The sequence below is a fragment of the Bradyrhizobium sp. USDA 3262 genome, assembly GCF_054060035.1.
The window spans coordinates 5,585,684-5,599,255 of sequence record NZ_JBSSCT010000001.1; the positions used below are offsets into that span (position 1 = coordinate 5,585,684).

A 13,572-nucleotide genomic window follows, 5' to 3' on the forward strand; every position below is an offset into this window, starting at 1 on the left:
GGGATGTGAAGACGGGACCTCGCGCGGCCAACATTACGGGCGGTCGCGCGAGACCTCGCTTGTCGTCAGCTTCGCATGAAGCCTTCGCACTCGCCCTCGGCCCAGGCGAGTGTCTTTTCCATGCTTTCACCCTGGTAGTACCGCAGGCACATCTTGGTCAGCGTGGCCTGGAAGTAGATCTGCTGCGCGATCTTGGGCGGCGCGGGCGAGGCCGCAATCGACAGCGTCTGGTGCTTGTAGGGGTTCGGATAGTGGTAGAGCGTCCCCTTTGGCGGCGCTTGCTCCGCCCAGACCTTCAAGGTCGTGAGCTTTTCGTAGGCCGGCAGGTCATAGCCACCGCTTGCGACCACCATCTTCTCGATCGATGCAGGTTGCGACAGGTGGGACAGCAGGCTCTTGGCCGCCTCCTTGTTCTTCGAGAACGACCAGATCGACCAGAAGAACGGCAGATAGGGCGCGAAGCGTCCCTTCGGCCCGGCCGGGAACCCGTGCGTCCAGCATTGCTCCGCGACTTGCGGAGCATCGCGCTTGGCGACCGCCCACGCGCTCGGCGGATTCAGGATCATCGCGCCTTTGCCGGCGACCAGCCACTTGTTGTTGGACGCGTCGTCCCATGCCGCCACATCGGGCGGCAGGAAGGCGAGCAGCTTCTTGTAGTAGTCGAGGGCCTGGCGCACCGCGTCGGTCTTGACGGTGAGGTTGCCCTTCGCATCGACCAGCTGCGCGCCGAACGACTGGAAGATCGCGCCGGCGGTGTCGACGCTGTCGCTGGTTTCGCCGAGGCCGATACCGAACGGGAATCCGGCCTTGTGGCAGGCTTCAGCCGCCTTGAGGAACGTATCGAGGGTCCAGTTATCGGCTTTCGGCTCGCTTCCGACCGGATACATCTCCTGCACGTCGATGTTGGCGTGTTTCTTCATCAGGTCGATGCGCGAGCAGGGACCCTTGATCTGGCTGCCGACGCTGGCGGGTACGCCGAGCCATTTGCCGCCGGCCTGGCCGAGATATTTCACCGTGCCGTTGACGTCGCCGTTCAGCTTGAGGAGCGGATCCATGATGTCGTTGACCGGCTCGAGCAGCTCGGCGTTGGCCTGCGGCCACCATGTCGGCATCTGGAAAATATCGTGACCGGATTTCGCCTGCGCCTCGGCGGCGATGGTGACGATGTTCTTGTTGCCCTGGCTGGTGATGTAGTCGATCTGGACCTCGACTTTCTCCTTGGCAGCCCATTCATTGACCAGCTCGGTGGACGCACTGTTCGCGCCGGGCACCCAGTGATCCCAGAAGCCCATCGAGAGCTTTCCGGCTGCGTAGGCGCCACGCACGTAGGGGGCTGTAATCAGCGCGGCCGATGACAGCGCTGTCGCCGCGACGAATTCTCGGCGCGAGAGCTTCTTCCGTGACATGGCATTCCCTCCCTGGTAGCCAACGGACAAAAGACTTTTTTGAATCCCGTGTTGTTTTTGTGCGTCGCGTTTACGCGACGTCGCGGGATTGCGTTGACACTGATCAGAACAGAATTGCCGGCATCTGTCGAGAAACGAGATGCTGATGCCACGTAGAACTAACGTTGTGGTCAAATAGCAGGCAGTGTCGTTCGCATCATTGCAGTTGCCAGCGGTTTGCCGCGTGTCTTGCGATCATGCTGCGATGCACGCGGACGGTGACGCAGACAAGGTCGCAGACGGTGTGCGCGGTTGAGCCGCAGCTTTCCGGTCAAGCCTTAGCGAACTCTGTTCCGCCATGGTGATGCCCGCCGCGGCCGATAGACTTGCGGAAGCCGGAAACGCTAAAGTCCGGATTCGTCAAACCTACCCCCGCATCAATTCCGCAATCCACCACCGATCACGGAGACCCGATCATGCTCATCCCGGTAGCGAAGCTGCGAGCGCAATGGAGATTGTGCGCCGCGGTTGGGGCCGCCACCGTCATGTTGCTCGCAGTGCCTCATATGGTCGACGCGCAGATCGTGCAGGGCGTCGAAAAGGGCGCGCGCGAGGGCAACAAGGCCGCCGGGCCGGTCGGCGGCGTTCTCGGCGGAGCGATCGGCGGCGTTGTCGGAGTGGTGACCGGCGTCACCGGAGTACTGACCGGCAACAATGGCAATAACGCTCCCGGCAGCAGCAAGAACGCGCAGGCCCCGGCGGCCGGCGCCAAGGCCTCCAAGTCGGCCAAGGCCGCCGCCAAGGACAAGGGCGCGAAGCAAGCGCCGACCGTGCTGACCCAGGCCGGCGCGCCGCAGCTGACAGCCGAACAGATCGTCGCCAACAGCGACGCCAACATCGAACGGATCAAGAAGGAGCTCAACCTGACGCCGGAGCAGGAGAAGAACTGGGCCGGCTTCAACAGTGCGATGCACTATCTCGGCCACAACGGCGCCGACCGCCTCAACCTGCGCATCGCGCGGGCGCAGCGCGATCCGCCTGATGACATTATCGAGCAGATGCGCAACGAGGCCCAGTTCCTCAATGACCGGGCGGTCGATCAGCGCGGCGTTGCCGACGCCGCCGAGCCGCTGTTTGCCAGCCTCGACGACAAGCAGAAACAAATCTTCATCAACGAAATGGTCCGCCTGAGCCACGAACGCGGGCTCGACTGAGAGGCCTCGCTGGCCAGGTGGGGACGAATAGCCGGGCCACCAAGCCCTGGGGTAGGTTAAAGGCGCAGCACCCGGCTATTCTGCCGCAGCGGCGCGGCCCGGTTAATTCGTCATTCAATGTTGAAGAAAAGCGGACCGGATCACGCCCGAGTGATGGCCGAGTCAGGGCCTTGTCGGGAACCATCCACAGCGCCTGAGGCCAGCGCGGATTGAGCCGTCAATGACCGGGACATCGGCGCGCAAAAGCGACGATGTCCTTCGGACGGCTATGCCCGGCAATCAGCGATCCGCAAAACGCCGACGCTCAGCTCTTCGGGAAGTTCAGCTCCACGCCGACGCCGTCCGGATCGTAGAGGAAGATTTGGGTGTCGCCGGTGCGCGGCACGATCTGCTCACGGAAGGTGACGTTCTTCGACTGCAGGCGCTTGCGCACGGCCTCGACGTCGCTGGCGGCAAAGGCGATATGGTCGAGGCGGCCGGTGTCGTCATATTTCTTCTCGGTGCCGCGCACCACGATGCCGTCGCGCGGCTTGCGGGTGCCCATCAGATGGACCGTGGCCTGGCCGCCGGAATAGAGCCAGTAGCCGGGGAAATCGAGCGGCGGCCGTTCGCCGTTCTCGAGCCCGAGCACATCGCAATAGAACTCCTTGGTCCTCTCCAGATCCTGCGGCTCGATGGTGTAATGCTGTAGTCCACCCAATGGCATGGTTCTTCTCCTTGAGAAATCGGGTTAAACGAAGCTGAGGTCGGCCTCGACGCCCAGCATCCAGGCGCCGACGGTCTCGAAATGACTGAAGCGGCCCTGCAATTGCTGGGTCACGGTGTGGATGTCGCGGAAGCGCCGCTCCAGCGGATGGCCGTCGAAGATCGCGGTGGCGCCGGCGGCGTTGTAGGCGAAATCGACGGCCTCCCGCGCCTTGTGGATGGCGTGCGTGGCCGCCATCCGGATCGTCATGCGCTGCGCGACCGTGATGCTGTGGCCGGCAACCAGATCCTTCCAGATGTCGGCCATCGACTGCAGCAGGAAGGCGCGGGCAGCGCGCAGATTGACCTCGGCCTGGGCGAGGCCGGACTGCACCACGGCATTGTCCCGCAGCGTCTTCTTCATGCCGCGCGGCACCTTGTTGCGGGCGACGTCGACAAAATTGTCGAGCGCGCTGCGGGCAATGCCGCAGGCGACCCCGGCAAAGCCGATCTGGTAGCAGGTGTGGTTGCTCATCCGGTACAGTGGCCCGTCCTCGCGGCACTCGCGGTCGAATTCGCGGGTGATCGAATGGTCCGCGCGGACGAAGAAGTCGTCGAGCGCGAACTGGTCGCTGGCGGTGCCGCGCAATCCGACCGTGTTCCAGATGTCGGTCCACGCGACGTCCTCGGTCCGCACCAGCATGGTGCGCTCGACCTGCTCGCCATTGGCATCCCGGCGCGGCGAGCCGTCCGCGGCATAGACCGGGCAGTGCGCGCCGAGCCAGGTGGCGTGCCGCCCGCCCGAGGCAAACGACCAGACCCCGGTGACGCGGTAGCCCCCCTCGCACTCGATCGCCTTGACCTTCGGGCCCGGGCCCCAAGCCAGCACGGCGCGCGGGTCGGCAAACACCTCCTGCGCGACCGGCAGGTCGAGATAGGCCGCCGACATCGCGCAGCCGCCGGCCTGGCTCAGGCACCACGCCGTCGAGGCATCCGCCTTGGCGATGGTCTCGATGGCATGGAAGAAGGTGACGGGATCGGTTTCGATCCCGTTGCTTGAACGCGGCAGCAGCAGGCGGAACAGCCGCGCCTCATGCAGCCGGTCGAGCAGGTCGGGCGGCAGGCGGCGCGTCGTTTCGATATCGTTGGAGGCGGCCGCCACCGCGTCCCTGATCGCCTCGGCGCGAGCGATCACGTCGCGATCACCGATAAGGTCCGCAGCAGTCACATTCATGTTCGCCTCCCTCAGGCGCGCCGGATCGTTGCGGAGGCCGCGACGTCAGCCGTCGCGTTGAGCTCCTTGTCGATCTGCTCGATCGACTTGCCTCTGGTCTCGAGCCCGAAGAACAAATAGACGGCACCTGCCATCAGGAACCAGCAGCCGAGATAGACGAAGGCGGTCGGGATCTGGGTCAGGGGCACGTCAGGCTTGAGGTAGTTGCTCGAACCGACGATCAGCGCCAGCCCGACCGGTCCGATGATCTTGCCGATGCCGCCGAAGCCATAGGCCGAGCCCATGCCGGTGGTGCGCAGATGCGACGGCCAGACCTCCGCCGCATAGGGCCCGACGATCGCAAAGCCGCCGTCGGCGAAGAAGAAGGCGGCGGCCAGCAGCAGCCAGAACGCCGACATGCCGAACAAAGTCGCGTCGTAATGGTAGCCGGCAATGATGGTCAGCGCGCCGGCGCCGAAGCCGAGCAGGCCGCCGGCAACACGCCGTCCGAGCAGCTCAGAGAACCAGGAGAACGAGATGCGGCCGAGGAAGCCGGTGATGCTGAGCAGGATCATCATCTTGGCGGCTTCCTGCGGCGTCACCTTCAGCAGCAGCACGAACAGCGCGGGAGCCCACAGCGTGATGCCGTAGACGCCGGTCTGCGCGCCGGCATTGCCGAGCCAGGAGACGATCAGGCTGCGCGGATATTTGAAGAGGTCGAACCAGCTCGTCGTGACGATCGGACCGGCGTCGGCGGCGCTCGGCAATGGCAGTTCGGAGGGCTGAACCTGCAGCGCCCAGGCCAGCGACTTGCGGGCTTCGTCATAGCGTCCCTGCCGGCACAGCCAGCGCGGCGACTCCGGGACCCAGATCCGAACCAGCAGCACCAGGACCGACGGCAGCACGCCGATCGCAAACAACAGCCGCCACTGATCGGTTCCCATGACGGCTCCCAGCACCGCGCCGAGGCCGACGCCGAGCGGGATCACGCAGGTGACGAGGCCGCCGACCCAGCCGCGCTTGTGCGAGGGCATGAACTCCTGCACCAGCGGCAGGTCGACACAATAAAGACCGCCGACGCCGGTGCCGACGAAGAAGCGCAGGATTGCCAGGTAGACCCAGCCATTATCGGGCGTGAAGTAGAGCAGGCCGGTTGCGATCGAGAAGTTCAGCACCGTGCCGATGAACACGATACGCCGCCCGACCCGGTCGGCGAGCCAGCCCCAGAGATAGGCGCCGAGGATGGCGCCGATGCCGGAGCTCATCAGCACGGTGGCCGACTGGCCGAAGGTGAGTTTCCAGGGCCCGATCAGGAACGCGAGCACGAAGCCGATCAGGAAGTAGTCGAAGAATTCCAGCGCATCGCCGATGATGGCCGCCGCAAGGATCTTGATCTGGTTGCCGGTCAGAGTCGTCCGGCGATCGAGAATCTCGAACATGGCGCGTTTCCCCATGGCGCCTGTTCATTATTGTTCGGAGCGTGCGTCGCGCCAGCGCATCGCCCATAGGATGAGGCTATCCTCGCGCCTGCACGAACGACAAGCCGCGCCGACGCGGGGCTCATCTGCACTGGCGCGATAAGCGGTTCGGCTTACTGCTGCGCACAAATGGTGGTGCGAAAGCCCGATGGGGGCCGCCGGAGCCGTTGACTCCTGCATTGCCGATCGCCCACGTTTACGTGAAGAAGGCGGGGAGCAGGTTGGGTGGACGAAAAGCGCAAGCATCCGCGAACCGAGGTCAATGAACCCGGCTATGTCTCGTCGGGCGGTTCGGTCATGCATTGCACGATCGTGAACATCTCGCCGGAGGGCGCCGCCATCGAAGTCGAGAATCCGGCCTTCGTCCCGCACCGATTCCGCCTGGTGATGGCCCGCGACGCCTCGGTTGTCTATGAGTGCCAGGTGATCTGGAGTAAGAAGTCGCGAATTGGAGTGAGTTTCGTGGCGACCGCCTGAGCGCGGCAATCTCGATTGGGGACGCCCATGAACCAGCGTGCCAACGGGCCCGGGTTTCGTTGCTGGAACAGCAGGTGATCCGCCGATGACTCCGGAACCTGCAACGATCTGCCTTGGCTGCTGGCAAAACCTGCATATGCCGATCCCGTTGCGCGGTCCCTTGTCGGCGCCGTTCCGTCTGTTTGGCGTCCGGCCGAGCCGCATGAACCCGAATACATGCACGATCTGCGAGATGGCCTTCTCGAAGATCATGAAGGCGCGCGCCGTGACCATCGACGCCACCATCCTGTTCGCCGATCTGCGCGGCTACACCACGCTGACGCAGACCATCGCGCAGGACGGGCTGACCTCGCTGCTCGACGCGTTCTACGACGACTGCGCCGCCGCGATCTGGCGCTATGACGGCATCCTCAACAAGACCATCGGCGACGCCGTGTTCGCGATCTTCAATTTCCCGGTGCGGCGCGACGATCATGCCGTGCAGGCCTTGCTCGCGGCGCGCCAGATCCAGCGCAGTTTTCGCGACAGGCACGACGCGCTGGTGCGGGCGATCGGCGCCGGCGACCTCGAGATCGGCATCGGAATTGGGATGGATAGCGGTGACACCAATTTCGGTGAGTTCGGCCAGGCCCACCGCGATCTGACGGCAGTCGGCACCGTGGTCAATCGCGCGGCACGCGCGCAGGCGGCCGCCAAGTCAGGCGAGATTCTAGTGACGACGGCGGTGCGGGATCGAACCCGCGACATGATCACGGCAACCGGTGCCGATTACACCCTGAAGGGCTTCGACCAGCCCGTCACACTGTTTCCTGCGTGAATTGGCTTTCGCGTGAATTGGCGCGGCGCAAAAAAGACGGCTCCAGCGTGCAACTGCGCGCCGAAGCCGTCGGGGAATGGTCGTTTGCCGATTACGAACGCGCCTCAACGCGCGGCAGGCAAGTTCGTTCCAGGCCGCGTCAAAACTCGTTCGGGGCCGCCATCAGCGCCACATGCCGCGCATCCGGGCGCCGATGTCGATCGGCGGCGCGCGGTTGGCCGAGGATGCTTGCGCTGTTGCGGCGCGCGGCCAGGTGGTGCGCTCGAACATCGGCAGCAATCGTTCCGGGATGAAGCGGGTGCGCGAGGCGTACATGTGGCGGTCGCCCTTGGCGGCCTGGCCGTGGACGAAGAAGCGCTGCGGCACCAGCAGATGCAGATCGTCCTTGGCGCGGGTCATCGCGACATAGAGCAGGCGGCGCTCCTCCTCGAGTTCGGCCGACGTGCCGGCGCCGAGGTCGGAGGGCATGCAGCCGTCGACGACATTGAGCACATAGACGGATTTCCATTCCTGCCCCTTGGCGGAATGGATCGTCGACAGGATCAGATAATCCTCGTCGAGCAGCGGCACGCCGGCCTGGTCGCTGGTCGCATCGGGTGGATCGAGCGTGAGTTCGGTGAGGAAACGTTCGCGTGACGGGTAGCCGGCGGCTATCTGCTCGAGCTGGATGAGATCGGCGCGGCGCACCTCGCTGTCCTCGTGGATGCGATCGAGATGCGGTTCGTACCAGAGGCGGGCGCGCTCGATGTCGACGGGCCATTCCGAGTAGCGGAGGTTCTCGATGGCCTCCACGAACAGCCGCCAGTCCGCACCGGCGCGGGGCGGAGCGGGCAGTGCAACGAGCGCAGCAATCGGATCGGCAGCCTCGGTCATGCGGTCGAGCACCCGCTGTGCCGAGGCCGGTCCGACGCCGGGCAACAGATGCAGGATACGAAAACCTGCAACCCGGTCGCGTGGATTGGCGGCGAAACGCAGCAGCGCCAGCATGTCCTTGACATGCGCGGCGTCGAGGAATTTGAGGCCACCGAATTTCACGAATGGAATGTTGCGGCGGGTCAGTTCGACTTCCAGCGGTCCGCTGTGCGAGGAGGTGCGGAACAGCACCGCCTGGTGCTTCAGCAAGGTGCCTTCCTCGCGATTGGCCAGCACCTGCTCGACGATGTAACGGGCCTGATCGGCCTCGTCGCGGATCGTGACGAGCAGCGGCTTGCGCGTCGAGGTCCGGTCGGTCCACAGGTTCTTGGTGAAGCGTTCCTTGGCGAGCGAGATCACGCCATTGGCGGCCGAAAGGATCGGCTGCGTCGAGCGATAGTTGCGGTCGAGCGTGACGATCTCGGCGGCCGGGCTGAACTGGGCCGGGAAGTCGAGGATGTTGCGCACGGTGGCCGCGCGGAACGAATAGATCGACTGCGCGTCGTCGCCGACCACGGTGAGCCCGCGTCCCGCGGGCTTGAGTGCGAGCAGGATCGAGGACTGCAGGCGGTTGGTGTCCTGATATTCGTCGACCATCACATGGTCGAAGCGGCCGCCGATCTCCTCGGCCAGCGCGGCGTCCGTCACCATCTGCGCCCAGTAGAGCAGGAGGTCGTCGTAATCGAGCACGTTCTGCCGCTGCTTGGCTTCGACATAGGCGCCGAATAGCTGTTTCAATTCACTGGCCCAGCCGGAGCACCACGGGAAGAACTGGCCGAGCACGGCCTCGATCGGCATCTCCGCGTTCACGCAGCGCGAATAGATGGCAAGGCAGGTGCCCTTGGTGGGGAACCGGCTTTCGGTGCGGGAGAAACCGAGATCGTGGCGGACCAGATTGATCAGGTCGGCGGAATCCTCGCGGTCATGGATCGTGAAGGCCGGGTCGAGGCCGATACGCTCGGCGAATTCGCGCAGCAGCCGCGCGCCGATGCCGTGGAACGTGCCGGCCCAGCTCAGCGCGTCGGTCATGACCGAGGCACGATCGCCGAGCACGCGGCGCGCAATGCGCTCGACGCGGCCGGCCATCTCGGCGGCGGCGCGCCGCGAAAAGGTCATCAACAGGGTGCGGCGCGGATCGGCGCCGGCGACGATCAGATGTGCGACTCGATGGGCGAGCGTGTTGGTCTTGCCGGACCCCGCGCCCGCGATCACCAACAGCGGCGCGCCGACGATGCAATCCTTGCCGACCCCGTGCTCGACAGCACGGCGCTGCTCGGCATTGAGCGCATCGAGATAGGCAGTGTTGGCAAGATCAGTCACGAATCACCCCCACGAAACGCTAACAGACATTGCGATTCATTGGGGCCGACGCGCCGAGGCGGACGCAGAGAAATTAGATTGACATTAACGTGGCGCGGCGCACAACCCCGCCATGGGTGACGTATCCAAATCCGACACGCCGCTGAAGGCGACGTTCAAGGTGCGGCTGAACGGCGAGACGGTGACGCTCGCGACCGTCGGCCAGGCCTATCACTTCATCAGCAATCTCAGCGCCGTCGAATGGATGGAGTTCCGCTCGCTGCATGACGAGGCGCTGGTTGCGCTCGAGATGGCGGCCGGCAACGCCATGCTGACGGTGCAGGCGACCAACGCGTTGCGGATCCTGTTCGTCCGCGCGAAATTGCTTTGAAAGGAAAATGGGCCGCCTTGGTGTTCCCTTGGCCCTCCAAGGCGGCCCGAGAGTGCGGCTGAAGCGCATTGCGCACCCGGCCGTCGCGTGTACCGCCGTTACCTTGTTTGCGGCCATAACGAACAGGGCCTTACGCAACCACCGCCGATTCGGCTGTAGCCGCCGCACCACAATCAGGAGCCGACGTCGTCGACCAGGCGGTCATACACGAGCGCGGACCGGAGGTTCATGGTTGCGATCTTCAGATAGCCCGGCTCGCGCATGGCGTTGTTGAACATCATGATCGCCGTCTTCCAGTAGCTGCGCTCACGCTGATCCAGGTTCAGCGCGGACAGGTAGTCCGCAGCGTCGCCAACCGTCGCGAGCGTTCGCCCGTCCTTCAGCGTAATCGGGAACGCAAGCGGCGACCGCTTCTCCAGCTCCAGCACGTCAGGCTCCCCCAGGACCAAGCAGCAATAGGACAAAGCAGCAATAACAGGAACAGACCTAGCTGCGCCGCTATATCAAAGCCTTAAGGGGACGTCCGGCCTGGTTGGAGCGGACGGTTCAGAAAGAATCCGCCAGCGCGATCTCCGCCTTCAGCGCATCGATGCGCCGTTCGGCTTCCTCGGACGTCAGGTCGCGCGCGTACTGGTTCGGCTGATAGGCCTCCTCGGCAAGGCTCCTCAACCGCAGCGCCTGGGCGCGGGTCATCAGCCCGCCAAGGCGCTCCGCAACCCCACCATATCTTACCGCTGCCACGCTCATTGCTTGCCTCGCTTGCTGGATCGTGACTTGACAATATGTTCTATTTTTGTTCTAACAAGCCATGGACAATAAAATCAATGAAATTCGGCGCAAGATCAGCACGTTGCGAGCCGAGATGACCTTGGTCGAGGCGTCGATCCGGGATCAGGTCAACCGCGACCTCGATTGCAGTGAAGCGTCGTACCGGCTGATGGCGATGCGAGCCGAAGTGGCCGAGCTCGTCGGCCGGTGGAAGGCCGCCGGCGGCGGCGAGCGTCTCCCCACGGTGCGGGAGCGGCTCAGCCGGAGCTTCGAGGACCGTGCCGGTGCGAAGGTCAAGCTGGACAAGGCGAAGAAGCCCGGGCCCAGTCACAGCAACGCTCGGGTGTGATCGGGCCGTTCGACCAAAGAAGGGAGCCTTGAACACCGGCTCAGGCCCAAATAGGTTTCAAGGCTGGAACCCGAGCCGCAGGATCTGCATTTTCTTGTGGTGAGAGCCAATACCATAGCATCGCCCAGCGCCATGATCGCCGATCCGACCGCGCCACCGCGGGCATCGATGAATGACGATCGCAGTCCGTTGCTGACGCTGATCTCCTGCATCAGCTGCATCAGGACGATGCGGCTCGAGAGCAGCCATCCGGGCAGTGAGGGCAGGGATATCCTTCAGTACCGCTGCGAGCAATGCAGCCGCATCGAGCGGGTGCAATTGGTACGGCGTAGCTGGCCGGCGGAACGCTAGCCTTTCCATTTTGCACTAGGAGCGGGCTTTCGCCTTTTGTCTGGCCGCGACGTCGCGCGCGATGGCATCGAACTCGCCCGAAGCGTCGGCGGACGGGCTACTCGTCGCGTTGTCGACCCCGTGCCCCGTCAACTTCGCGAGTTCGCGGCTGAGGTCGTGGATGTGGTACGGCTTGCGCAGCACCGGAAAGTCGGACCTGACGTCGCGTGCGCTCTCGCTGTAGCCTGTCGTCAGCAGGATCGGCAGTTCGGGCTTCCGGTCGCGGATCGTGCGCGCCAGCTTCAGCCCGTCGATCCTGCCGGGCATCACGATGTCGCTGAACACCAGATCGATCCCGTTGGCGTCGATTTCCGACAAGGCGGCTTCTGCGTTCGACGCCCAATGCACGGTGTAACCGAGCTGTTCGAGCAGGCCCGTGCTCGCATCGGCGACGGCGGGATTGTCCTCGATCAGCAGGATCGTGGCCGAGCCGGGCACGCTGCGCCCCGTAGCCGTGCACTTTGCGGCCGCAGTGCCCCGCGGCAGGTAGATGCTGACCGTCGTGCCCTTGCCGAGCGCGCTTGTGATCTCGACCCGGCCATCCGCCTGGTGCGCGAAACCGTGAACCTGGGACAACCCAAGGCCGGTCCCTTTGCCGACTGGCTTGGTAGTGAAGAAGGGATCAAAGACCCTGTTCATGACATCGTCAGGAATGCCTTCGCCGGTGTCGGTAACGCTGACGACCACCTGGGCGGCTTCCGGGACATTGCGCGCCGCGATGGTCAGCGTGCCGCCGCCGGCCATCGCATCCCGCGCATTGACCACGAGGTTGATCAGCGCGGTCTCGAATTCGGTCGGATCGACGAAGATCGGCCAGAGATCCGCTCTGATCTCCATGTTCAGCTTGATCGCGCCGCCGAGTGCGCTGGTCAAAACCTCGCGCACCGCGGTGATCCTGTCAGTGACATTGATGGTCTGCGGATTGACACTCTGCCGACGCGCGAAGGTGAGGAGCTGCCTGGTCAGGGACGCGGCACGCTCGGATGCGGTTTCGATCGCGCTGAGCGCAAGCTTGCTCCGCTCGCTCGTCACCTCGCGCTTGATCCGGTGCAGATTGCCGGAGATGATCATCAGCAGGTTGTTGAAGTCGTGCGCGACGCCGCCGGTCAATTGGCCCAGCGCATCCATCTTCTGCGACTCCGCCAGCTGACGCTGCACCTGTTCGAGCTTCTGTTGCGCGTCGCGCCGCTCGGAAATGTCCCGTGTGATCTTGGCAAAGCCGACCAGGCTGCCGTCGCTATCGCGGATCGGATCGATCACGACGCTCGCCCAGAAGAACGAACCATCCTTGCGAACCCGCCAGCCTTCCTCCTCATAGTGCCCGGTCTCTTCGGCGATCTTGAGCGCGCGGGCCGGCTTGCCCGCGGCCTGGTCGGCCGGCGTATAGAACCGCGAGAAGCTCTGGCCGATGATTTCGCCGGGCGAATAGCCCTTGATGCGCTCACCGCCGGCGTTCCAATTGGCAACGATGCCGGCCGGCGTCAGCATATAGAGCGCATAGTCGGTGACATTGCTCACCAGCAGACGGAACTGACTTTCGCTGGCCTCGAGGTCCTCGCGCGCCTGATGCCGCTCGGCGATGTCGCGGATGACCATCACATAGCCGACGAGCTTGCGCTTCTCATGGATCGGATCGATGACCACAGCGGCGTAGAATTGCGATCCGTCCTTGCGGAGACACCAGCCTTCGGCCGCTGAGTGCTTTTCCTTCCGCGCCATCTGCAGCGCTTTCGCTGGAACGCCGGATGCGCGGTCTTCGGCAGGATAGAAGATCGAGAAGTGCTTGCCGAGGATCGCCTTGGCCGGATAGCCGGTGATGCGCTCAGCGCCCTTGTTCCAGTTGATGACCCGGCCATCGGGAGCGAGCACGCAAATGGCGTAGTCGACCACGCCGCCAGCCGCTGGCCGAAAATTGCGCCGGTTCGCAACAATACCGTGTTCGAGCTGTTCTGATTTCTTAACCATCACCGATCCTGCCCCCGCCCGAAACGCGCGGGGGAAGCCAATGTTCCATGCGAACACCAGGACTGCGGGGTAATCCGACCGGCTTGGGTTGGCCTTCAGAAAAGTCCCGCCGGCGGTTGGAACTTTTTGGTTCCAGTCGCGATTAAGGTACTCGGTTTGCGTCACAAATTGCGGTTTTGGCGTTTTCCCGCTTGAATAGATCAAGGGCAGTCATTCTTATGGTCACACTG

General features: G+C 64.1%; 14 protein-coding genes. 6 read left to right on the forward strand and 8 right to left on the reverse strand.

The window, feature by feature from the left end:
• Positions 1–65 precede the first annotated feature (65 nt).
• Positions 66–1,406: an ABC transporter substrate-binding protein gene (locus ACVWYP_RS26145; protein WP_028340671.1), complete on the reverse strand. Its 1,341-nt coding sequence runs from the start codon at positions 1,404–1,406 to the stop codon at positions 66–68.
• A gap of 455 nt (positions 1,407–1,861) precedes the next feature.
• On the opposite strand from ACVWYP_RS26145, the gene ACVWYP_RS26150 reads away from it, so the two are divergent.
• Positions 1,862–2,599 (forward strand): Spy/CpxP family protein refolding chaperone, encoded by a 738-nt coding sequence (locus tag ACVWYP_RS26150; protein ID WP_439711094.1) that lies wholly within the window; start codon positions 1,862–1,864, stop codon positions 2,597–2,599.
• Between the two features lie 304 nt (positions 2,600–2,903).
• Here the strand turns inward: ACVWYP_RS26150 and ACVWYP_RS26155 are convergent, their stop codons facing one another.
• From ACVWYP_RS26155 to ACVWYP_RS26165, 3 genes are read right to left on the reverse strand one after another with little or no spacing between them, the layout of a single operon-like run.
• Positions 2,904–3,305 (reverse strand): VOC family protein, encoded by a 402-nt coding sequence (locus ACVWYP_RS26155; protein ID WP_304495390.1) that lies wholly within the window; start codon positions 3,303–3,305, stop codon positions 2,904–2,906.
• Between the two features lie 24 nt (positions 3,306–3,329).
• Complete coding sequence (locus ACVWYP_RS26160) at positions 3,330–4,517, reverse strand: acyl-CoA dehydrogenase family protein (protein WP_453946015.1); 1,188 nt, start codon at positions 4,515–4,517, stop codon at positions 3,330–3,332.
• Between the two features lie 11 nt (positions 4,518–4,528).
• On the reverse strand, positions 4,529–5,935 hold the full coding sequence (locus ACVWYP_RS26165; RefSeq protein ID WP_304495392.1) for an MFS transporter: 1,407 nt from the start codon (positions 5,933–5,935) through the stop codon (positions 4,529–4,531).
• Positions 5,936–6,199: 264 nt separating this feature from the next.
• On the opposite strand from ACVWYP_RS26165, the gene ACVWYP_RS26170 reads away from it, so the two are divergent.
• The gene (locus ACVWYP_RS26170; RefSeq protein WP_076828861.1) at positions 6,200–6,451 is read left to right on the forward strand and encodes a PilZ domain-containing protein; all 252 of its coding nucleotides are present in this window, start codon (positions 6,200–6,202) and stop codon (positions 6,449–6,451) included.
• An 85-nt stretch (positions 6,452–6,536) separates the two neighbouring features.
• Entirely contained in the window at positions 6,537–7,268 is a 732-nt protein-coding gene (locus ACVWYP_RS26175; RefSeq protein ID WP_304495393.1) for an adenylate/guanylate cyclase domain-containing protein, read from the forward strand.
• Positions 7,269–7,430: 162 nt separating this feature from the next.
• Here ACVWYP_RS26175 and ACVWYP_RS26180 read toward each other — a convergent pair whose 3' ends face one another.
• A complete protein-coding gene (locus ACVWYP_RS26180) occupies positions 7,431–9,500 on the reverse strand; it encodes an ATP-dependent helicase (RefSeq protein WP_304495394.1) in 2,070 nt (689 codons plus the stop codon).
• A gap of 112 nt (positions 9,501–9,612) precedes the next feature.
• Here ACVWYP_RS26180 and ACVWYP_RS26185 point away from each other — a divergent pair, with 112 nt between their 5' ends.
• On the forward strand, positions 9,613–9,870 hold the full coding sequence (locus tag ACVWYP_RS26185) for a hypothetical protein (RefSeq protein ID WP_304495395.1): 258 nt from the start codon (positions 9,613–9,615) through the stop codon (positions 9,868–9,870).
• Between the two features lie 173 nt (positions 9,871–10,043).
• Here the strand turns inward: ACVWYP_RS26185 and ACVWYP_RS26190 are convergent, their stop codons facing one another.
• Together ACVWYP_RS26190 and ACVWYP_RS26195 are read right to left on the reverse strand one after the other, a co-directional pair.
• Entirely contained in the window at positions 10,044–10,298 is a 255-nt protein-coding gene (locus tag ACVWYP_RS26190) for a hypothetical protein (protein ID WP_137480661.1), read from the reverse strand.
• 118 nt (positions 10,299–10,416) lie between these two features.
• Entirely contained in the window at positions 10,417–10,617 is a 201-nt protein-coding gene (locus tag ACVWYP_RS26195) for a DUF3072 domain-containing protein (protein WP_026192767.1), read from the reverse strand.
• A 61-nt stretch (positions 10,618–10,678) separates the two neighbouring features.
• On the opposite strand from ACVWYP_RS26195, the gene ACVWYP_RS26200 reads away from it, so the two are divergent.
• Both ACVWYP_RS26200 and ACVWYP_RS26205 read left to right on the forward strand, forming a co-directional pair.
• Complete coding sequence (locus ACVWYP_RS26200; RefSeq protein WP_035631559.1) at positions 10,679–10,987, forward strand: hypothetical protein; 309 nt, start codon at positions 10,679–10,681, stop codon at positions 10,985–10,987.
• Between the two features lie 132 nt (positions 10,988–11,119).
• Complete coding sequence (locus ACVWYP_RS26205; protein WP_016845796.1) at positions 11,120–11,338, forward strand: hypothetical protein; 219 nt, start codon at positions 11,120–11,122, stop codon at positions 11,336–11,338.
• A gap of 15 nt (positions 11,339–11,353) precedes the next feature.
• Here the strand turns inward: ACVWYP_RS26205 and ACVWYP_RS26210 are convergent, their stop codons facing one another.
• Positions 11,354–13,342 carry a hybrid sensor histidine kinase/response regulator gene (locus ACVWYP_RS26210; RefSeq protein ID WP_369525520.1) on the reverse strand — a complete coding sequence of 663 codons (1,989 nt, stop codon included), beginning with the start codon at positions 13,340–13,342 and terminating at the stop codon, positions 11,354–11,356.
• Positions 13,343–13,572: the final 230 nt, after the last annotated feature.